Genomic DNA, 20,051 nt, shown 5'->3' with positions numbered 1-20,051 from the left:
AGGTTATTCTAAACTGAGATACTCTAACCACTGCGCCTATTCCAAGCTGAGATCATCATCCGCTGGCTCGCCAATTTCTTCATACAGCAAGTCCAAGCCAATGAGCACCTTCTCTCGGTTGGACAGATCACCAATGATGCGGCGCACCGGTGGGGGCAAAACTTTGGCAAGGGTTGGAGTTGCTAGAATTTTATCCTCCTCCGCTAGTTGCGGATTTTTTAGGACATCAATGACTTTGAGGGCATAAACCCCCTTAAATTCCTTTTCAAGAATATTATTGAGGGTCTTGAGGGCACGCACGGAGTTGGCGGTGTTGCCAGCCACATAGAGCTTGAGAACGTAGGTTTTCCGCAGTGGGGCCATAGAAACTACACCTCACGCGGAATTGAGCGACGGTACATTTCGCACAGATGGGCAATGACATCAATGAGGGTCAGGCGATAATCGAGCAAAATGTCCTCACTACGACCTTCGAGTTTGAGTTGCTTGGAAAAGTTATCCATGAGTTCGACGTGAATCTCTAGCACTTGGGAAACAGAAATATCCGCGAAGAACGCTTTACTAACAAACTCGTCAATATGCTCATTAACTTTGGCATCGGTGTTAAAGTATTCAAGGATAATGGTACGATAAATTGAGCGCAATTCGTCCAGCAGCTTGCGTTTATCGGCAGTGGACATACGGCGGAAGAAAAATTCCGTGTCTCGCTTGTAATAGACCCCTAGGTAGCCGAGCCGCTCCTTCAATTTTTGGGAAAGACGATGCTGCGGATCGACATTACTACTTTCTTTCAGAGCTGGCATGCGAAACATGACATGGGGCGGCACCGCACAGCCCGGACAGAGTTTGACAAATCCCGTAATGGCTTCCTCAATTTGGTGGTTGAGCTGGTGGAGGTTGTCAGCGGTAAGAATGATTTCAGCAATGTGGTAGTGCGGCCCCGGCGGAACGGGTGAGGTGCCGGCAGGAAAGACAATGATCGCGGGCAGGAGTGTGGCGCTGTGGTGAAGATAGGTAATGATTTGCGGCGTACCCTCTCCCCATTCTAAAATTAAACAAGCGACATTATTGCGCCGCTGCTCTAAATAGCTGCAAAACTCTCTCTCGTTGGAAAAGTAAACCAGTTCATCGATGTCGGAGTTGTGCAAACGGACTAATTCTTGGCCAATAGCGGGCGAGTAAACTAAGCCACAGATTGTTAGTGCGGTTGACTGCGCCACGTGCTTTCAGAACTTGAGTTTGCATCTGATAGCATCCTATCACTTTCTCGCTGGTGGTGGCAGTGTTTTCTGGAGGAGTGTTGCCATTTCATTACAAGCTTAGGACCAACAGCCCTGCTCACAAGGACAGAACACACTCAAGAATGGCAAAGCCTGTGTAAAGCGGCATCCTACTTCATTATTTGATGTATCCCCCATTGCAAAAAAGGGCTGTATCCATGAATTCCCTCTCCCTAGCCAGCTTTACTGAACCTGCAATGACGGTGGGGGCAGGTTTGTCTCTCAGCGAGGTGTGCCAGCGTTGGCAAGAAACCCTCCCAGAGACGATCGTCATTGTGGATGAGGGGCAAAAACCCTTGGGAGTGGTGCAGGGCTGGCGGTTGGCGTTGAGTTTGGAGCGGGAAGGGACGTTAGCCGACTTGGCGGTGGGGAGTGTGACGGCTTCTTGGCGATCGCCCGTGATGGTGGTACCCGCAACGTGGACACTATTGCAGTTTCAGGGGTGGTTGCGCAGCCAAGTCCAGATGCCAGCCTATATTGCGGTTGTGGATGCACAGGGTTGTTTTTTGGGACTGCTGGATCAGCAACGCTTGCTCTATCGCTGGGCGTGCCAGCCCCCTTTGCCTTGGCTGGAGGTGATTGAAGAATTGCCTTTGCCGGTACAAATTCAAAACGCCCAAGGGAGAGTCGTTTGGCAAAATCGCGCTTGGTCAGAACACTTAACTGATTTCTTGCCACTGGTGCAGCCTAAATTTGAAGGCATGAATTGTCAGGCACTAGAGGCGCGATCGCGTAGCGGGCCCTTCGGGCGATCGCTCTGGCAGGTGTGTTCGTTTCCCTTGAATTTAACGTCGTTGGACTGGGAGAAGGCAGAAAGCGGTGTCGCGGTGGCGAGCGATCGCTATTGGTTATTTTTTGCCCAACGGCGGCAGGAGTCAGATCCGACGACCCCCATCCGCTTGCACCAACTGCGCCTCCATCAGCAAAAGCGCCTCCTCCTGAGCTTGGGGCATGAACTCAAAAATCCCCTAACGGCGATTCTCAGCCTCACCCAACTTTTGTGGCAGCACCCTCTACCAGAGCAACAGGACTACCTTGCCCTGATCCAGCGTAGCGGTTGGCAAATGAATCGCCTCATTCAGGCGTGGCAGGACTACACCCGTGCCCTTTGGCGAGAGTTGGAATTGCAATGGGAAACCGTAGAATTGGCGGGTTTGTGGTTGCGATCGCAGGAGTTGGCGGAGCATCTCTACAATCTAACCCCGCTAGGTTGGCAGTGGCAGTGGCACATTGATCAGCCCTTGAGCCATGTGTACCTCTACGGCGATGCTCTGCGGCTACGGCAGATTCTTGCCCATCTCTTGGGGTGGCTGATGCTCTTTCCCAGCGATCGCTATGGACTGCGCTTGAGTCGCTGGCAAAATTGGCTGGCGCTGCAACTGTGGGAAGAGGGACATGGCATTCCCCTCAAGGATCACGATCGCCTGCTGCACGAATGCCTCGAGGACTATGCCGAAGTCACCATGGGGCTGATGCTCGCCCGCCAACTCTGTCGTCTCCACAATGGTGAGCTTTCCTTTATTGCCCAAGCTGACGACTCCAGTGAGTGGACAGTGCTACTGCCCTTTGCTGAGGAACTTCCCCCTGAGTTACCCACTACGGCTCAATTGATCCTTTTGGTGAGTAATGATGCCACGTGGATCATGGACACGACTTCCGCATTGCGGCGCAATCACTACGGCTATGTGGTCGCTCGCCATCCCCTTGAAGCGCTGGATAAGCTGGAGCAACTGCAACCCACGGCCATTGTCGTCCGCCCCGCCAGTAGTCTCATTCTGGCTGATGTGGTTGAAAGTCTGGCCACCAGCTCCTTCACGGCCACTGTTCCGTTGATCATCCTCTCCGATGAAGCCACTCCCTTGGGCTTGACCGGTTTTGTACAACGGCTGCCCTTGAGTAGTCATCCCAGCCTGCTGATTGATGTCCTCGATCGCTGGTGTTTCCCGCGATTGGTTGCTCCAGTGGAAGAATCGACTTTTGAGCGTCCCCTCCTCAATCAAACGGTACTCCGCCTCGGCCTCCTCCATGACATTAGCCTGCCCCACCTGCGGCTCCTCGAAGCAGAAGACCTTGAACAGGCCGATCTCTTGGTGGAGATTTGGCAACCCGATGTTCTGATTTGGGATTTGCCCGCTGACGCGGTCGCCCATCTGGAGAATCATCCCAAACTGCGAAAACTCCCCATGATTACCTTGGCCGAAGATAGCAGCCGAGCCATTCATCAATTGGGGGATGTCATGGTCTTTCCCTGCCTCAACCTTGCGGACTTAATGGATGTGGTGCTCCTTGCCGCGACGGTGAAAGCTCAAAGCTGACTCAGCACTGTCCGCGCTGCCGCAATGGTGCGCTCAATATCCGCCTCTGTATGGGCAAGGGAAGTAAAGCCCGCTTCAAACTGGGATGGCGCAAGGTAAATCCCCTGCTCCAACATACCCCGGTGGAAGGCCGCAAACTTTTTCAAATCGGACTGCTTGGCTTGCTCATAGTTCGTCACCGGACCAGCGGTGAAAAAGAGACCAAACATGCCACTGATGTGCCCACCACACACCTCATGGCCAAATTCCCGTGCGGCCTCTAACAGTCCTTGGATCAGCTTGCCTGTGATCCGATCCAGTTGCTCATAGCTACCGGGGCGGCTGAGAATTTCCAAGGTTTTAATGCCCGCTGTCATTGCCAAGGGATTCCCAGAGAGGGTACCCGCTTGATACACCGGTCCTGCCGGTGCCACCATCTTCATAATGTCAGCGCGACCGCCATAGGCACCCACTGGTAGGCCACCGCCAATCACTTTTCCGAGGGTGGTGAGGTCTGGTGTCACACCAAATTTTTCCTGAGCACCGCCATAGGCAATGCGAAAGCCAGTCATCACTTCATCAAAGACCAAGAGGGCACCGTACTGTTTCGTCAGCTCCCGCAGCCCTTCGAGAAAGCCAGCATCTGGCGGAATAAAGCCAGCATTGCCGACCACAGGTTCAAGGATCACCCCCGCAATGTCATTGGGATACTGTTCAAAGAGGCGACTAACCGCTTCGAGATCGTTGTAGGGTGCGGTTAATGTGGCGGCGGTGGTTGCTTTCGGCACGCCGGGAGAATCGGGTAAGCCCAATGTAGCGACTCCTGACCCTGCTTTGACCAAGAACATATCGGCATGACCGTGGTAGCAGCCTTCAAACTTGATCACCTTTTCCCGCTGGGTATAGGCACGCATGAGCCGCAGCACTGCCATACAGGCTTCGGTGCCAGAATTCACAAAGCGCACCATCTCGACACTAGGGACAGCGGCAATCACCATTTCCGCCAAGATATTCTCAAGCACGCAGGGGGCGCCAAAGCTGGTTCCCTTTTCAAGGGCGGTATGGAGAGCATCAATGACTTCGGGATGGGCATGGCCGACGATCGCGGGCCCCCAAGACCCCACATAGTCAATGTATTGGTTGCCGTCCACATCCCAAATGTGGGCACCCTTGACGTGATCAAAGACAATGGGCTGGCCGCCGACGGACTTGAAGGCACGCACGGGTGAACTGACGCCACCGGGCATGAGTTTTTGGGCAGCGGCAAAAATTTCTTGGGATTTTGTGGTTTGAAAAACGGTCGTGGTCAACGTCAACTCCCTCAAGCATTGGCGTGCTCACAGTATTATAGGCAATTCTTCTGCCCCTTAACCCGACAAAGGCGCATGTTGCAATTCTTTACGGTTTGGGCGGCTCATTTATGGCGCTTGGGAGAATAACACTGGAGTTGTACCCACAGAACGGCTACCTCTGCAAGATGTCTATGTCCTCCACGCCACTTCTGCCCACCTTCTCCATCATCTTGGAAACTGAGAACTTGGCAAATGCGGATATGGCTGGACTCCACTGTGCCCTCCAGTCCCTTGCTAGCTAGGATTTACCCCCCACTGCCGCCAATGAAGTCCTGCTCTTGGAAACAGGGGATGCTCCCCAAGCGTATCTTGCGCAACTGGCCGAGGCCTACCCTTGGCTGACGTTTTGTGCCGTGCCCAAGGCGCTTGGCTACTACGAGGTGAAAATGTGGGCAGCGGAGAAAGCAACGGGTGAGGTGATTGTGTATTGTGATTCGGACTGTTGCTATGAGCGCAGTTGGTTGCAAAGGATGGTGATGAGCTTTACAGCCAATGAACAGATTCAAGTGCTGGCTGGGGAAACTGCGATTCGGGAGTGTATTTGGCGTCAACGCCAAGCCCGTGCGAGTCATGCTCCCCCCAATGGCCTCTGGCACTTCTACTGGCGATTTTTGCTCATTGGCCACGATGACTACTGGCAGCAGCGCTTGTTAGGAAAGCCCTCCCAAAGGCCACGGGTGCAAGATCATCAGGGCTGGCGGGGCAAGTTGAAAATTTTTGGCCAGCGGTTGCGGCGGATGGTTCGCCATGATCCAAAGCATATACTGTTCCTGCCCTCAAGCCCCACTATCTGCTGAAGGCCTACGAAAGAGTTCTCACTAAGCAAGAACCTAAGCATAGCAATAGCGATCGCGCCCGCCCCGCTTGGCGAGATAGAGCTGCTGATCAGCAAGGGTGATGAATTCATTCACCGGTTGGCCAACTTGGGGCAGCAAGCTGACAATGCCCATACTCAGGGTGACGCGATCGCTCACTGAGGAGGCCATATGGGGAATCTCCAAGGCATAGAGAAGTTGTTGGATGCGTTCGGCGACGCGCAGACTGCCAGTGAGATCGGTATTGGGCAAAATCAAGGCAAATTCCTCACCACCGTAGCGTGCGGCTAAATCGGTGGGACGGCGCACCGCTTGGGTTAATATTTTCGCGATCGCGATCAGGCAGTCATCCCCTGCTTGGTGGCCGTAGTGGTCGTTGAAGTTCTTGAAGCAATCGACATCACAAAGAATCAGGGAAATGTTCGTCTGTTCTCGCTGGGCTAACTGCCACTGCTGCTGCAAATACTGGTCAAAATAGCGCCGATTGGCAATCTGGGTGAGACCATCAATGGTCGCAAGGCGAGAAAGTTCGGCATTGGCCAATTGCAGTGAGTCATACAAGTTTGTTTGCTGAATGGTAATTGCCAGTTGATCGGTGAGGGAGAGAATGAGTTGGCGTTCCTCATCTGTCCAGCCGCTGGAATGATTAAAACGCTGAAAGGAAAAAGCCCCCCAAATCTGCTGATTGATCCGAATTGGGGCAATGAGCCAGCCACCACCGAGCACTTGAGCAATTGCACGGTTCACTGCATCGGTGGGATCCAGATTCTCTAGGGCAGGCAGCTCGGCAATTTTTCCTTGGTGGAGGATTGCGGCAATGGGATTATGCTCGTCTGGAATCGTCAGCCCCACGCTAGGGGTTATATACGGTTTGTTGAGAAACTCCACTAGGGGAATCCAGTGGTGCTGTTCTGGCTCGTACTTGACGACAATGGCGCGATCGACCCGCAGGATATGACACACCTGCTGTACCGCCTTGGCAAAGGCCTGATTGAGATCAGGGGCTTCGCGAATCTCCTGAATGAGCTGGTTGAGTTCCCGCTGGCGAACGGCTTGATCTTGAAGGTAGGCCTCGTAGTGCTTGCGATCGCTAATATCGCTAAAGGTGAGAATCACCTGCTCAATACTCCCTGTTGCCGTGACTTCTGGATCAGCGGTCACTTGCAGCCAGAGCCGCTGTTGGGTTTGTTGATTGAGAATGCCCATCACCCCTTGTACCCGTTGCTTTTGAGCAATGGCAATCATCAGCGGAAAAGCCGCTGGCGGCATTGGTTCTCCGGCATCGTTGAGGGCATCCCAAGCCATTTCTGTTGGTTTTTGACCAATGATGTCCGCTTCCTTGACCCCCAGCAGCTCACAGCCCCGAGGATTAATCACTTTTGCGTAGAGATCGGCAGACAGCAGCATCACTCCCACATCTAAATCGTTAATGAGATTGCGAAAGAGTGCTTCCCGTCGGCTGAGTTCTTTGGCGATCGCCACTTGAGTTTCTTCAAAACGCTTGATTTGTGTAATATCGCGGATGACGCAGAGGACTTGATTTTTGCCTTTGTAGCGCAACCTTGTGGCAAAGATATCTACATCAATAATCTGGCCATCGCTACAGCGATGCTTGCTGACACCGTGCCAAGTGGGCTGATGCCGAATCGTCTCTAGGAATTCCTGAAACTGATCGCGGTAGTCGGGGTGCAGAAAATCCTCAGGTTGGAGTTCAAGGCATTCACTACGACTGAAACCATAGATGTCGCAGATGGCATCATTGACCTCAACGATCTGTAGGTTTTCGGTGTCATAGATCACTAGGCCATCGGCCACAGACTCGAAAACACTGCGATATTGAGCCTCGCGCTCATCCAGTTCAGCAAGGGCACGTTTGCGATCGCTAATATCAGTACAGACCACCACACAGCCGACAATTTCCTCCTCCTCCTCATCCAGCAGGGAAAAAAGGTGGCTGAGCATATCACAGGGAGCATCGGTGCGGCAACGCAGCAGAATTTCTTCGTCGTTAATGGTTTCTCCGTCCAGAACGCGGTCAATCAGGGCTTCCACCCGAGTCACTGATTCTTGGGGATGGAGCAGTGCCGAAAATGGCATACCGGGCACCACTTGAGCCGCTGCCAGTGTCTTCAAGCCAACCCAATTACTGGTTAAGAGAGTTTTGTCGCGATTGAGAGTCAAAATGATGACGGGGCAATTGTTCACTAACTGCTCATAGCGGTTGCGCTCGCGATCGAGGGCGAGTTGCAGTTGGCGTTGGCTAGTAATGTCATCAATCAGGGCAATTAGCAGGTGAGGCTCACCATGGGCATTGCGCACACAGGAGAGGGTTAAATTTCCCCAGACGGTGTGCCCTTTTTTGTGGCGGTAACGCTTGACAATTTGATAGGTGTTGCGCAGTCCCAGTTGACACTCTTGGACGAGAGCCGCCTCCTCAGGCCAATCTTCAGCAAAGGTCAGATCATGGGCGGTGAGATTTGCCAGTTCAGGAGCGGTGTAGCCGACAAATTGACAAAAAAAGGGATTGCAATGCACAAGGCGGTAGTGGTTAGCAGGGCTAGTGACAATAATCCCGACTTGGGCATTTTCAAAGACCGCACGCCAGGGATACTCACTTTCTCTGAGGGCTTGCTCTGACTGAATTCGTTCTGTTTCATCCACAATGATGCCCTCAATTGCATAGGCTTTGCCAGTTACGTCATAGACTCCCTGACCGTACTCATGTACCCAACGCTCCGACCCATCAGCACAGAAAATACGGTAGCCGACACTAAAGGGCAAGCCCTTGGCAAGGGCCTCATGGATTGTGCAATCAACGCGATCGCTATCTTCTGGATGCGTAATACTAGCGTAGCTACGAACCTGATTGTGCACCAGTTCGCTCGGGAGATACCCCGTCAGCTCAGTGAACTTGGGACTTAGGTATTCCATCGTCCACGAAGCATCGATGGCACAGCGATACACCACGGCGGGTAGGTGATCTACGAGGTTGCGATAGCGTTGTTCGCTTTCCCGCAGGCGCATTTCCTGTATCTTTTGGTCATGGATATTGACCATGACGCCGATGATGGTTGTGGTGTTTGGTGGTTGCTGCCGATATTCCCAGCGATCGCGCACCCACACATACGCACCATTGGCATGGCGCAGGCGATATTCCAAATCGCAGGGTGTTGCTCCTCCTTGCTGAGGGATGGCTTGCCAAAAGCGCTCTTGATCCTCTGGGTAGATGAGTTGCTGCCACGCTCGCAGGGTTTTGGGCAATTGCTCTAGGGGGTACCCCAGCACCCCCTGACTGTCACCGTACCAATAACACCACTCCCCTTGGATTTCCCAGAAGAGCTGTTGACCTATCTCCGTCAGGGTGTGAAATCGCTGCCACCATTTTTCCAGTTCATTAACCCGCGCTTCTTGGAGCAGCCAATGGCGATAGCGTTCCGTAATTTCCGTTAGGGTCAGGGTCCAGCCGTGAGCATCAGCGGTTAAATCCAGTTGCCACCACTGCTGTTTGCGCGGATCATAGCAGTCCCATTGTGCCGGGGTTTGGGTGTTGAGCACCTGCTGGAACCGCTCTAGGGAGAGGTCAAAGTTGGCGGACAGTAGCTCGATGACGGAGAGGCCCGCTAAATCGGTACTAGCGTGGTTCAATAACCGTTGCGCCGCAGCGTTGGCATAAAGAATGGTGCCCTTGCGATCGCCCGCCAAGACAGGATGAGGTAAATGGTGCAGATGATTGGCAAGGGAGAACTGCTGTGAGTTCATGGTTCGGTCAAAGGAGTGTGAGGAAACAAGGAACACAGTCAATAGCTACAGGGCGACGTTAGCGATCGCCAAGGGGCTGGGCATGGTGAAACAATCAATTCTTTAATGAATAGGTGATTTCACGAGGAAGATGTCTTAGCGCCGTCCTACCCCTATGCTATCGCTTTGCTAAGACAAGATGATTGATAGTCAGGTAGAGGATTTCAGATCTGCTTTTGCATAGGCGGAGCGCTTGGCGAGAACTGATGATTGGCTCAAAACCAAACATAACCGTTTCTAATTGTTCGATTGCCGAGGAGTGGGGCACATGCCAGTTTTGCAGACCATGGAAACCGTTGATACCCCCCTACTAGCCGCTGCTCAATCCATCTATAATCTCTACCAGCAGGTTCATGGGGCAAAAACGGTGCCTGCGGGTGTCGCTGTTAATCGGCAAACCCTGCGGGGCTATGTGCTGTTTACTAGTCAACCAGTGCTGCTGCCCCAAGAATGCTTTATTCCCTACGATCATCTGCCGGAAGTAACACGCCTATAACTGCACTAACTTTTTTGACCTTTGCTAGCTACTGCCTTGTCTTTGGCCTTGGGGCAGCGGTGGGGAGCTTTCTCAATGTTGTGATCTACCGTGTGCCGAGCGGGCGATCGCTCCTTTATCCGCCGTCTCGCTGCCCGATTTGTTTGACCACACTCAAGCCCTGGGACAATATCCCAATTTTGGGCTGGCTATTCCTGCGGGGGCAATGTCGTTACTGCCATGCACCGATTTCTTGGCGGTATCCTGCGATTGAGCTGTTGACGGCACTGCTGTACGTCCTGATTGTGGCTGTGAGTGGCTGGCAAGTGCAAACCCTTGTGCTCTGGCTGTTGAGTGCGTGGCTCTTGGCCTTGGCCTTGATTGATCTAGACACGATGACGCTGCCCCATCCCCTGACAAAATGGGGGTTGATTGTCGGCCTGCTCGTGAGAGGGTTAACGACGGGTCTAGGCGGACTCACGGAAAGCATCATTGCCGCAGTGATTGGCATTTGGCTCTTTGATCTGATCCGCTGGGGGGGGGCGATCGCCCTTGGTCAGGAGGTCATGGGGGGAGGGGATAGCAAACTGGCAGCGATGATCGGGGCTTGGCTAGGTTGGCAGGGATTGCTCGTTACCTTTTTCTTGGCCTGTGCCCTCGGTGGCCTGATGGGTGGACTGGGGATTGCCCTCGGTTGGATTCAGCGGCGACAACCGATTCCCTTTGGTCCTTTTTTGGCAGTAGCGGCTATTGTCAGTGGTCTCTTTGGCCGCCAATTGATTCATCTTTATCTCGAAACCTTTTTGCCCGGCGTGTTTGTGCGCTAACTCTTATCAAAGTAAAGACAACTTGACAAGATAAGCCGAAATTCCCTGACAAGGGCGACAATAAAACCCCATAGGCGGGCATCCACCACCCGCTGGCGATCGCTCAGATCGGCAACTTTCTCATATTAGCGCGCATTCCTCTCACTTCCTCAAGGAGTTGACCCATTTCAGAGCGGGTGGCTGGCTCAGCCATGGCTATTCTCGTAAATCCTGCCAATGGGGTGCCTTATTCCCAGAGTACAATCCAGTATGATGAAATAGTATTCTTGCCGTTTGTTGCGCTCCGTTGAGACTTTGCTCCAATGACCTCGTCCCCTTCTGCGTCGGCGACAACTGCCCTCACAGGTGATCAAATTCGCCAAAAATTCCTTGAGTTCTATGCCGCTAAGGGACACACGATTTTGCCCAGTGCCTCGCTGATTCCAGAGGATCCGACGGTGCTGCTGACGATCGCCGGCATGCTCCCCTTCAAACCAATTTTCCTCGGCCAAGAAGCCCCGAAAGTGCCTCGCGCCACCACTGCCCAGAAATGTCTGCGCACCAATGACATTGAAAATGTGGGTCGCACTGCTCGCCACCACACGTTCTTTGAAATGTTGGGCAACTTCAGCTTTGGCGACTACTTCAAGGCGGAGGCCATTGCTTGGGCATGGGAATTGATGACCACGGTTTATGGTTTGCCCCCGGAACGGCTCTTGGTGAGCGTCTTTGAAAATGACGATGAGGCCTATGACATTTGGCATCGCCAAGTGGGCTTGCCCAAGGAGCGCATCCAGCGCATGGGAGAGGAGAGCAACTTCTGGACGGCGGGGCCAACGGGTCCCTGTGGCCCTTGTTCTGAGATTTACTACGACTTCTATCCGGAAAAGGGACTAGCTGACGTTGATCTCGATGACGATCGCCGCTTCATCGAACTCTACAACCTAGTGTTCATGGAGTTGAACCAAGACGATCAAGGGCGCCGCACCCCCCTCAAGGCGAAAAACATTGATACCGGTATGGGCTTGGAGCGGATGGCGCAGGTTCTGCAAGGGGTGCCCAACAACTACGAGACAGACTTAATTTTCCCGATTATTGAGGCGGCAGCGCAGCGAGCCGGGATTCAGTACCGCAAAGCCAATGCCAGCACCAAAACGTCCCTCAAGGTGATTGGCGATCACACCCGTGCCGTGGTTCATCTCATTGCCGATGGCGTCACCGCCAGTAATGTGGGGCGTGGCTATGTCCTGCGGCGATTGATTCGGCGCATTGTCCGCCATAGTCGGCTGTTGGGGATCAATGAACTGGTGACCCCTGCCTTGGCTCAAGTGGCGATTGATCTGGCTGCCAATGTCTATCCCAATGTGCGCGAGCGGCAGGCAGTCATTCTCAGCGAACTCCAGCGGGAGGAGGAACAGTTTCTTAAGACCTTGGATCGGGGTGAGAAGCTCTTAGCGGAGATGCTCGCTCCATTGAAGACAACTAAGGGCAAAAAACGCAGTAAACCACAATTGGCAGGGCGCGATGCTTTCGTTCTTTTTGATACCTATGGCTTCCCCTTGGAGTTGACCCAAGAGATTGCCGCTGAGCAAGGCATTGGTGTGGATGTGGCTGAGTTTGAGGCCTGTATGGCCGAGCAGCGGCAACGCTCCCAAGCCGCTCACGAAACCATTGATATTACCGTTCAGGAGGGGATTGACTCCCTAGCGGATCAACTGCATCCGACGCAGTTTCGTGGCTATGACGAGTTTAGTTTGACCACGACCGTAACAGCGATTTTGGTGGCGGGTCATCCGGTAACAACGGCAACGGCAGGGACTGAAGTGCAGGTGATCCTTGAGGAAACTCCCTTCTATGCTGAATCCGGTGGCCAAATTGGCGATCGCGGGTATCTCGCCAGCAGTGATGCCCTAGTGCAAATCCACGATGTGCAAAAGCAAAAGGAAGTGTTTGTTCACTACGGCAAAGTGGAGCGGGGCAGCCTCAGCGTTGGCGATCGCGTGAGCGCCCAAATTGATCTCAGTTGTCGGCGGCGGGTACAGGCGCACCACACCGCAACGCATCTCTTGCAGGCGGCCTTGAAAAAGCGGATTGACGAAAACATTTCCCAGGCGGGATCACTGGTGGCCTTTGATCGGCTGCGGTTTGACTTTAACTGCCCCCGTGCCCTCACTCGCGAAGAACTGCAACAGATTGAAGATCAAATCAATACTTGGATTAGTGAAAGCCATGCCACCCACACCAGTATCATGGCGCTCAATGAAGCCAAGGCCAAGGGGGCGATCGCCATGTTTGGTGAAAAATACGGCGAGCAGGTGCGGGTTCTCGATATTCCGGGCGTTTCTATGGAACTCTGTGGTGGCACCCATGTCCACAACACTGCTGAAATTGGCCTCTTTAAGATCATTAGTGAAAGTGGCGTGGCTGCCGGGATTCGTCGCATTGAAGCCATTGCAGGACCAGCGGTGCGTGACTATTTGCAACAGCGCGATAGCATTGTCCGCGAGTTGTGCGATCGCTTCAAAGCCAAACCGGAAGAGATTCTAGATCGCATTAGCCAACTCCAAGCGGATCTCAAAGCCCAGCAAAAGGAACTGGAACACCTCAAAGCTGAACTAGCCCTCGCTAAAACTCAAGCCCTCTTGGAGCAGACTGAAGCCGTCGGCAATACCCACATTCTCATTGCCTCCTTAGCAGGGGTGGATCCCCAAGGGCTAAAAACCGCCGCTGAATGGCTCCTGAATAAACTGGGTAGTGGAGCTGTGGTGTTGGCCACTCAACCGGCTGCTGACAAAGTGAACCTCTTGGTGGCCGCCAGTCCGGAGGTTGTAGAGCGGGGGGTTCATGCCGGTCAACTGGTGGCGGAACTCGCCCAAGTCTGTGGTGGCCGCGGTGGTGGGCGTCCCAACTTTGCCCAAGCGGGGGGATCTGAACCTGAAAAGTTATCCGAGGCGCTGCAATTGGCGCACTCTCGCCTCAAAGGGATTCTCGAATCCTGATATATTGAGCTTCTGTTTCTCACTCAGCAGCACTATGGCCTTTGTTAACGCAAACTACCTCAAACTCAAGGCAGGGTATCTCTTTCCGGAAATTGCCCGCCGTGTCAATCAATTCTTGCAAGCCCATCCCGATGCCCCCCTGATTCGTCTCGGCATTGGGGATGTCACCGAACCGCTGCCAGCGGCCTGTCGTCAAGCGATGATTCAAGCGGTGGAAGAAATGGGCGATCGCGCCACCTTCAAAGGCTATGGGCCTGAGCAGGGGTATCCTTGGCTACGGGAAAAAATTGCCGCCCACGACTTCCAAGCCCGCGGCTGCGACATCGATGCCAGTGAAATTTTTATTTCCGACGGCTCCAAGTGCGACACAGGGAATATCCTCGATATTTTTGGCGACGGCAACCGCATTGCCGTTACCGACCCCGTTTATCCCGTCTATGTGGATACCAATGTCATGGCAGGGCACACGGGGGAAGCCAATGAACGCGGGGAGTACGCTGGACTGGTCTATTTGCCGATTACCGCTGAAAACCACTTCACCGCCACGCTGCCCAGTGAACCTGTGGACTTAATCTACCTCTGCTTCCCCAACAATCCCACCGGTGCGGTGGCCACACGGGAGCATTTACAGGCGTGGGTGGACTATGCCCGTGCCCATAAAGCAATTATTTTCTTTGATGCCGCCTACGAAGCCTTTATTACCGATCCCGCTATTCCCCACTCGATCTATGAAATTCCCGGTGCCCGCGAGTGCGCCATTGAATTCCGCTCCTTCTCGAAAAATGCCGGTTTTACGGGAACCCGCTGCGCCTTTACGGTGGTGCCCAAGGGTCTTAAGGGGCAAACCCCCAGTGGCGAGGCCGTCGAACTCTGGGCGCTGTGGCAACGGCGGCAATCCACAAAGTTCAACGGTGTGTCCTACATTGTGCAGCGGGGCGCGGAGGCGGTTTACTCTGAAGCCGGTCAAGCCCAAGTACGGGAACTGGTGGCCTTCTATATGGACAATGCCCGTCTCATTCGCGAAAAACTCACCCAAGCGGGCTTTGCAGTCTATGGTGGGGTCAATGCTCCCTATGTCTGGCTGAAGACGCCCCAAGGGATTGGCAGTTGGGACTTTTTCGATAAATTGCTGCACACTTGCTATGTAGTGGGTACCCCCGGTGCTGGTTTTGGGGCAGCGGGTGAGGGCTATCTGCGCCTTTCGGCCTTTAATAGTCGGGAAAATGTGGTTGAAGCCATGGATCGGGTGGTGGCAGCCTTTGCCTAAGAATTCACCTAGAATCAGGACAAGGCTCATCAAAGCGGTTGGAGCGGCTTTAAACCCTTTTAGCATCACCGATGACGGCAAAACATTGGGGCGAACAGGCGGCTAAACAGGAGGGCATTCTGCTGGGGTTGTTCACAGCAGCTGGCTATGCCTTTTTTACCCTCTTACCCGATAGTCACAGTCTGATGGTGGCGTGGCCTTGGGTCTTACTCTGGCAAGCCGCGCTGGGGGTGCCTCTGCTCTGGTTTTTGCAGGTGTTGGCCTATCAACGGCGGGTGCAGCCCTTGGGAAATGGCTTTGATGGCGTAGTGCTATTACTCCTGTTGGCATTGGCGATTTCAGGGACGTGGAGTGCTTTTCCCCATCAGGCTCGCTGGTATGGCTGGGCACTCTTGGGAAGCATCGCTGTCCTTTATCCCCTCGGGGCTTGGTTGCGAACCCCAGAACGCCGCTGGCAAATCGTGCGCTTTCAAGGCTATCTCACTGCCCTCGTGATTCTTGTCAGTTTAGGCCTTTGGCTGGGCACGACGATCGCCCCCGCAATTTTGAATAGCCCTCAAGGATTCACCCCCCATTTGAATCCAGATACCCTAGAACTACGCAACTGGGCACCCTTTGGTCACCAAAACTACGTGGCGGGCTACCTGCTGCTGGCATTACCCTTGGTAGGACTGTTGGCCATAGAAGCAGAAACCAGTGGATCGCGCCGGTTTTGGATGGCGGTGCTGCTTTTGGGTCTAGTTACCCTCTATACAACATTTTCACGGGGGGGCGGCCTCGGCTTACTGGCAATGGTCATTCCCCTTGGCGTGGGTTGGGTTTGGCACTATCGCCGCCAGCGTCGCTTCTGGTGGGGCTTGTTGGCTTTGGTGGGCTTAGCGGTGGTCGCTTTGGCCAACGATCGCCTGCGCCGCAGCTTAGTGGCTCTCTGGCAGGGAGGACAAGGGAGCGAACTGGCCTACCGCTGGATTACCAGTATTGTTGGCTGGCGGATGGGGGCCGCACATCCTCTGAGGGGCAATGGCTTAGGCAGTGTGCCCCTGTGGTATCAGCACTATCGTCCGGGCTGGGCTGGCCGTGAAGCGGAGTGGATCTATCAACTCCACAGTACCCCCGTACAACTCTGGGCCGAACTTGGGCTTTGGGGCATTGCCGTATTGCTCTTGGGGGTGGGGCTACTGGTCTATTGGGCAATGCGCTACCGGCGCTGGTGGCCGAACTTAGCACAGCGGGAACAACGGCTGGCGATCGCCCTCTACTTTGCGCTTTGGGGCTACGGCGTGCTCAGTCTTACGGATTTTCAACTGGACAATGTCGGCATTGGTGGCCTCTTCCTAATTGAACTCACCCTCTTAACAACCCTGATTCGCACAGGCCAAGGGCAAGCTCCTCCTCAACGGTTGCGGGTACGCTGGGTACTCTCGCTGGTGGGCGTGGGTTTAGGAATCATCCTAGTGATAGTGGGTTGGCTGACACCGATTCACCGTGCTTGGGCAAGTAGCAGCGAAGGTTTTCTAGTCCTCTTGGAAACCCCTCCCGACTGGAATCGCTTTACTGAGAAGCTCTTCCATGCTCAGGAACTCGCCCCTTGGGAACCCTACTATCCACTGCAACTGGGGTGGAACTATGGCCAGCGGGGCATGATGACAGACAACCCCACAGCACGGGCAAACCTCTTGCGTACAGCAACGGTTGAGTTTGAAAAAGGAATTGAGCTGTCCCCCTACCTTGAGTTTGGTTATAGTAACTTGGCATGGCTTTATTGGCGCGAGGGCAATTTGGGTGCAGCAGTTCCTACCTTTGCCAACGCGGCTCAACTGGTACCGGCTAAACGGGGAAACTTTCTGGGGCTTGGCTTAGCCCTTATTGGTCAGAATCAACCGCAACTCGCGACCCAAGCCCTGATCCTTGAGGTGCTGCGCCATCCCATCTTCATCACCAGTCCGGCTTGGCGGGTTGCTCCCCTCGCACCCTTTTATCAACCAGTGCTGACGGCGGTCACGGAGCGTTATCGTCAGCTTGAGCAGGACATTGCCAGCGATCGCCCCTCAGGCGCCTATGTGCGTCAAGTGTCAACCCTCCTCCGCTGGTGGCAAGGGGAACTCCCTCGGGACACCGACCCCCTAGCTGCATGGCTGCAACCCTTGGCCAACCCCCAAGAGGCAACATTGAAAGCTCCTGCAACGCTGCAAACCTTCCTCAAGGCATGGGATGACCCTAACAACCGCCGTGACCTCTTGGCCTCCATTTGGTCAGGTAGCCCGGAGCAACTGGAACAGATGGTGCGCTCCATAGCTGGTCAGCCAACACCCCTTGAGTGGTTGCGTTCGGCGGCGCCTGCTGTTGCTATTACCTATAGCCGTAGCGGTTTTGGGGTGAATAGTCGCCACATTGATGGCCCCCAACCTACGGACTTTTTCATTGCCATTGACAGTCTGCCAATGGTGACTTTATTCGCGCCGCTGTGGCCAGACAACACCTTTTTGCCAGAACTAGATCAGGCCCTAGAGGGCGATCGCCAGCGGCTTTTTGCTGCTCTTAACCAAAGGCTCTAACGGCAAAGCCCCGTGGGTCGCTCAATTTGGGTGGTGGGGGGATTGGCAGCAATGTCCAAGACAATCTGTAGGCTTCGCACGGCTGCACACTGGTCTTGGGGCAAAGGCATGGGCATTAAGGGCCGCGTCACCCCTGCAAGAACATATTCCCGTTGCGGGCGCAGCTCAAAGAGCTGTTGACCATTCTCCGCCAAGCCTCTGATTGTGATTTGATCCGCCTCGATATGCACATTGCCCCGATTACTGACAGTCATTTGCAGGGTTCCCTGCTGCACTTGGGCATTGAGGAGTTGCCCCTGCCGCCGAATGACCGCTGGTTTGATAAATACGGGCAGGCTATGCACCGTTACGAGGCGCGTTTCTGAGCCGATTCCTTGAGGGGCTGGAGGAATTTCTGCAACTAAAAGCCGATATGTCCGCTCGACATCAGCAGCCGGCAAGCGATGGCCAATGCGAATTTCAGCCCGTCCGCCCACGGGCAGATGCAGGAGGTTGGGAAAGGCGACTAGCTCTAGGCTATTTGCAGGTAAGAGATGGAGTTCATCTTCCCCCGTTGCCCGCTGTTGCCACTGCTGCACCCGCACCTTAAAGTCGAGGGGGACATTGCCCGTATTAGCGATCGCCAGTACCGTAAAAGGTTCTTGGGGTGCCAGTTCAATCTTCAGCGCACTCAAGCGATATTGAGCCGTCTGCGCTGTGGACATGCCAAGAATCAAGCTAGGGAGAGGAATTAAAGGAGCTAAGAAGCGCCAGAATCGATTGAAGATCATGAATGGCGGGGCATGGATTTGAACCATGGACCTTCGGGTTATGAGCCCGACGAGCTACCAGACTGCTCTACCCCGCGTTGCTCTAGCTTACCCAAGATAGCGTATTCCCTAGAGGATTGGCAAGCGATCGCTAGAAGATTTATAAAATCCTATCAATATCCTAAGTTTTTTCTGGGTCAACTGTAGCAACCCTTACTTCCATCATCCCGACAAACACATATAAAGAAAGTATTAAGATTACCTAGGTCTTTTTAGACTAACTCCTTGAGCAATGCTGCTACCGCCTCTTCTCCTCGATACTCTGAGGGAAATTTATCAGCGCCAAGGCTCAGCCCTCTCTGCCAGTCCCCTGCGAACTGAAAATCAGCTTCTCCTGTTGCTTGAAGGACTCCCAGAAGCAACCCGTGCCACCCTAGAAACATTGCTGATGTCCTACTGTCGGGCTAAGGCGTCTCTCCCTATCAATTTGGCCTACCTCTTGGCACTAGAGGGTGAAATCCTGAACCTGCTTGGCGTGACATCCGCAGTACGCCCCTTGTTTACGCCACCAGTGGTACAGACGCTGCAAAACTATCTGCCATGGTTTAGGAAGGCAAGCCAGATCGTCCAGAATCACCTCGGTCGTGCCCTTGTGCGTAACTACTGGTTGATTACCCGCCCGACTCATCCTTGGCTGCGCACGATTCGGGTTGAGACCTTTTACACTGAGCAAGTACCTGCTCTCGATCGCTACCTCAACGAGGAGCAGCAAGACCTGCTACAAACATGGTTAGAGCAATTTCTTCTCTACTGTTATCGCCTTGTACCCACACTGCCAGCGGAGGCGATCGCAGCGGGAATTCCGGTGCCGCCTCAGTTGCTACAAGCAGCCGCCTAACTCAAGAGGATTTCGCTAAAATTTTGGTGTCCATCGGCCATCAATTGATGTTGTGGAGCACATTCTGCTGCTAGAGGATGAAACGGAGCTAGCCGATCCCTTGGGTCACATCCTGCGCCAAGAGGGCTACCACGTTGACGTGGCCTACGATGGTGAAACGGCTCAAGCCTACTGGCAAACGCAGCGCCCCTACCACCTCTTAATTTTGGATTGGATGGTGCCACCGCCTACGGGGCTAGAACTTTGTCAACGATTGCGCCAAGCCGGTGATGAGACTCCCGTTCTCTTTCTCACTGCTCGAGACACGGTGGATGACAGGGTGCGGGGTCTGGATGCCGGTGCTGATGATTACTTGGTTAAACCTTTTGAACTGCGGGAATTGCTGGCACGGGTACGAGCACTGCTGCGGCGGCGACATACCATGGGGTGTACAGCCCCGATTCTTTGCTGGCAAGATTTGCGTTTAGATGTCGAAGGTCGTCTGCTCTACCGGGGGCAACAGTGCATCTGTCTCTCGGAAAAGGAAACGGCACTTTTGGCGCTCTTCCTCAAGCACCCGACGGAACTCCTCAGCCATGAATTGATTGCCAGTCAACTGTGGCCGGATCAGCCCTGCGTCAATCGCAACCTATTGGCTGCCCAGATTCGGCTGCTACGGCGCAAAATTGAGCATGCCGACGAACCCTCTCTAATTCAAACGGTCTATGGTCAAGGCTATCGGCTACGCCCCGTTGCGGCACCGGCAAGCTAAGACCACTGTTGC

Annotated in this window: 14 protein-coding genes and 1 tRNA gene; 9 read left to right on the top strand and 6 right to left on the bottom strand. The window is 54.0% G+C overall.

Annotated elements, in window-relative coordinates:
• Positions 1 to 36: 36 nt before the first annotated feature.
• Entirely contained in the window at positions 37 to 363 is a 327-nt protein-coding gene (gene kaiB, locus QYC28_RS05475; protein ID WP_149818898.1) for a circadian clock protein KaiB, read from the bottom strand.
• A 5-nt stretch (positions 364 to 368) separates the two neighbouring features.
• On the bottom strand, positions 369 to 1,220 hold the full coding sequence (locus QYC28_RS05470; RefSeq protein WP_149818896.1) for a circadian clock protein KaiA: 852 nt from the start codon (positions 1,218 to 1,220) through the stop codon (positions 369 to 371).
• 218 nt (positions 1,221 to 1,438) lie between these two features.
• Between QYC28_RS05470 and QYC28_RS05465 the strand changes: the two genes are divergently transcribed.
• On the top strand, positions 1,439 to 3,595 hold the full coding sequence (locus QYC28_RS05465) for a histidine kinase dimerization/phospho-acceptor domain-containing protein (protein ID WP_302679972.1): 2,157 nt from the start codon (positions 1,439 to 1,441) through the stop codon (positions 3,593 to 3,595).
• On the opposite strand, the gene hemL is transcribed toward QYC28_RS05465, so the two are convergent.
• Positions 3,586 to 4,821 (bottom strand): glutamate-1-semialdehyde 2,1-aminomutase, encoded by a 1,236-nt coding sequence (gene hemL, locus QYC28_RS05460; RefSeq protein WP_315863222.1) that lies wholly within the window; start codon positions 4,819 to 4,821, stop codon positions 3,586 to 3,588. The genes QYC28_RS05465 and hemL overlap by 10 nt on opposite strands.
• Before the next feature lie 383 nt (positions 4,822 to 5,204).
• On the opposite strand from hemL, the gene QYC28_RS05455 reads away from it, so the two are divergent.
• The gene (locus QYC28_RS05455) at positions 5,205 to 5,723 is read left to right on the top strand and encodes a glycosyltransferase family A protein (RefSeq protein ID WP_302679970.1); all 519 of its coding nucleotides are present in this window, start codon (positions 5,205 to 5,207) and stop codon (positions 5,721 to 5,723) included.
• Positions 5,724 to 5,756: 33 nt separating this feature from the next.
• Here QYC28_RS05455 and QYC28_RS05450 read toward each other — a convergent pair whose 3' ends face one another.
• Entirely contained in the window at positions 5,757 to 9,500 is a 3,744-nt protein-coding gene (locus QYC28_RS05450) for a PAS domain S-box protein (RefSeq protein WP_302679969.1), read from the bottom strand.
• Positions 9,501 to 9,807: 307 nt separating this feature from the next.
• Between QYC28_RS05450 and QYC28_RS05445 the strand changes: the two genes are divergently transcribed.
• The 5 genes from QYC28_RS05445 to QYC28_RS05425 all read left to right on the top strand — a co-directional run bounded on the left by QYC28_RS05445 (position 9,808) and on the right by QYC28_RS05425 (position 17,641).
• A complete protein-coding gene (locus tag QYC28_RS05445; RefSeq protein ID WP_225901554.1) occupies positions 9,808 to 10,035 on the top strand; it encodes a hypothetical protein in 228 nt (75 codons plus the stop codon).
• Positions 9,990 to 10,841 (top strand): prepilin peptidase, encoded by an 852-nt coding sequence (locus tag QYC28_RS05440; protein ID WP_399363006.1) that lies wholly within the window; start codon positions 9,990 to 9,992, stop codon positions 10,839 to 10,841. The genes QYC28_RS05445 and QYC28_RS05440 overlap by 46 nt, the downstream gene beginning before the upstream one ends.
• A 302-nt stretch (positions 10,842 to 11,143) precedes the next feature.
• On the top strand, positions 11,144 to 13,819 hold the full coding sequence (gene alaS / locus QYC28_RS05435) for an alanine--tRNA ligase (RefSeq protein ID WP_149818886.1): 2,676 nt from the start codon (positions 11,144 to 11,146) through the stop codon (positions 13,817 to 13,819).
• A 34-nt stretch (positions 13,820 to 13,853) separates the two neighbouring features.
• Positions 13,854 to 15,086, top strand: coding sequence for an LL-diaminopimelate aminotransferase (locus QYC28_RS05430; protein WP_302679968.1), 1,233 nt, complete (start codon positions 13,854 to 13,856; stop codon positions 15,084 to 15,086).
• A 71-nt stretch (positions 15,087 to 15,157) separates the two neighbouring features.
• Positions 15,158 to 17,641 (top strand): O-antigen ligase family protein, encoded by a 2,484-nt coding sequence (locus QYC28_RS05425; RefSeq protein WP_302679967.1) that lies wholly within the window; start codon positions 15,158 to 15,160, stop codon positions 17,639 to 17,641.
• Here the strand turns inward: QYC28_RS05425 and QYC28_RS05420 are convergent.
• Both QYC28_RS05420 and QYC28_RS05415 read right to left on the bottom strand, forming a co-directional pair.
• Complete coding sequence (locus QYC28_RS05420) at positions 17,638 to 18,345, bottom strand: molecular chaperone (RefSeq protein WP_302679966.1); 708 nt, start codon at positions 18,343 to 18,345, stop codon at positions 17,638 to 17,640. The genes QYC28_RS05425 and QYC28_RS05420 overlap by 4 nt on opposite strands.
• A 69-nt stretch (positions 18,346 to 18,414) precedes the next feature.
• A tRNA-Met gene (locus tag QYC28_RS05415) sits at positions 18,415 to 18,488 on the bottom strand.
• A 194-nt stretch (positions 18,489 to 18,682) separates the two neighbouring features.
• On the opposite strand from QYC28_RS05415, the gene QYC28_RS05410 reads away from it, so the two are divergent.
• Together QYC28_RS05410 and QYC28_RS05405 are read left to right on the top strand one after the other, a co-directional pair.
• Positions 18,683 to 19,288, top strand: a complete 606-nt coding sequence (locus QYC28_RS05410) for a hypothetical protein (protein ID WP_149818878.1) — start codon at positions 18,683 to 18,685, stop codon at positions 19,286 to 19,288.
• Positions 19,289 to 19,340: 52 nt separating this feature from the next.
• The gene (locus QYC28_RS05405; RefSeq protein ID WP_302679965.1) at positions 19,341 to 20,039 is read left to right on the top strand and encodes a response regulator transcription factor; all 699 of its coding nucleotides are present in this window, start codon (positions 19,341 to 19,343) and stop codon (positions 20,037 to 20,039) included.
• Positions 20,040 to 20,051 lie beyond the last annotated feature (12 nt).

Source organism: Thermosynechococcus sp. HY596 (assembly GCF_030518715.1).
Taxonomy (GTDB): Bacteria; Cyanobacteriota; Cyanobacteriia; order Thermosynechococcales; family Thermosynechococcaceae; genus Thermosynechococcus.
This window is presented reverse-complemented; position numbering and strand designations above follow the sequence as displayed.

Coding starts and splice junctions, on each gene's coding strand:
- QYC28_RS05420 (WP_302679966.1), bottom strand. CDS start 18,345: ATGTCCACAGCGCAGACGGCTCAATATCGCTTGAGTGCGCTGAAGATT.
- hemL (WP_315863222.1), bottom strand. CDS start 4,821: ATGCCCGGTGGCGTCAGTTCACCCGTGCGTGCCTTCAAGTCCGTCGGC.
- alaS (WP_149818886.1), top strand. CDS start 11,144: ATGACCTCGTCCCCTTCTGCGTCGGCGACAACTGCCCTCACAGGTGAT.
- QYC28_RS05445 (WP_225901554.1), top strand. CDS start 9,808: ATGCCAGTTTTGCAGACCATGGAAACCGTTGATACCCCCCTACTAGCC.
- kaiB (WP_149818898.1), bottom strand. CDS start 363: ATGGCCCCACTGCGGAAAACCTACGTTCTCAAGCTCTATGTGGCTGGC.
- QYC28_RS05430 (WP_302679968.1), top strand. CDS start 13,854: ATGGCCTTTGTTAACGCAAACTACCTCAAACTCAAGGCAGGGTATCTC.
- QYC28_RS05450 (WP_302679969.1), bottom strand. CDS start 9,500: ATGAACTCACAGCAGTTCTCCCTTGCCAATCATCTGCACCATTTACCT.
- QYC28_RS05410 (WP_149818878.1), top strand. CDS start 18,683: ATGCTGCTACCGCCTCTTCTCCTCGATACTCTGAGGGAAATTTATCAG.
- QYC28_RS05425 (WP_302679967.1), top strand. CDS start 15,158: ATGACGGCAAAACATTGGGGCGAACAGGCGGCTAAACAGGAGGGCATT.
- QYC28_RS05465 (WP_302679972.1), top strand. CDS start 1,439: ATGAATTCCCTCTCCCTAGCCAGCTTTACTGAACCTGCAATGACGGTG.
- QYC28_RS05440 (WP_399363006.1), top strand. CDS start 9,990: ATGCTTTATTCCCTACGATCATCTGCCGGAAGTAACACGCCTATAACT.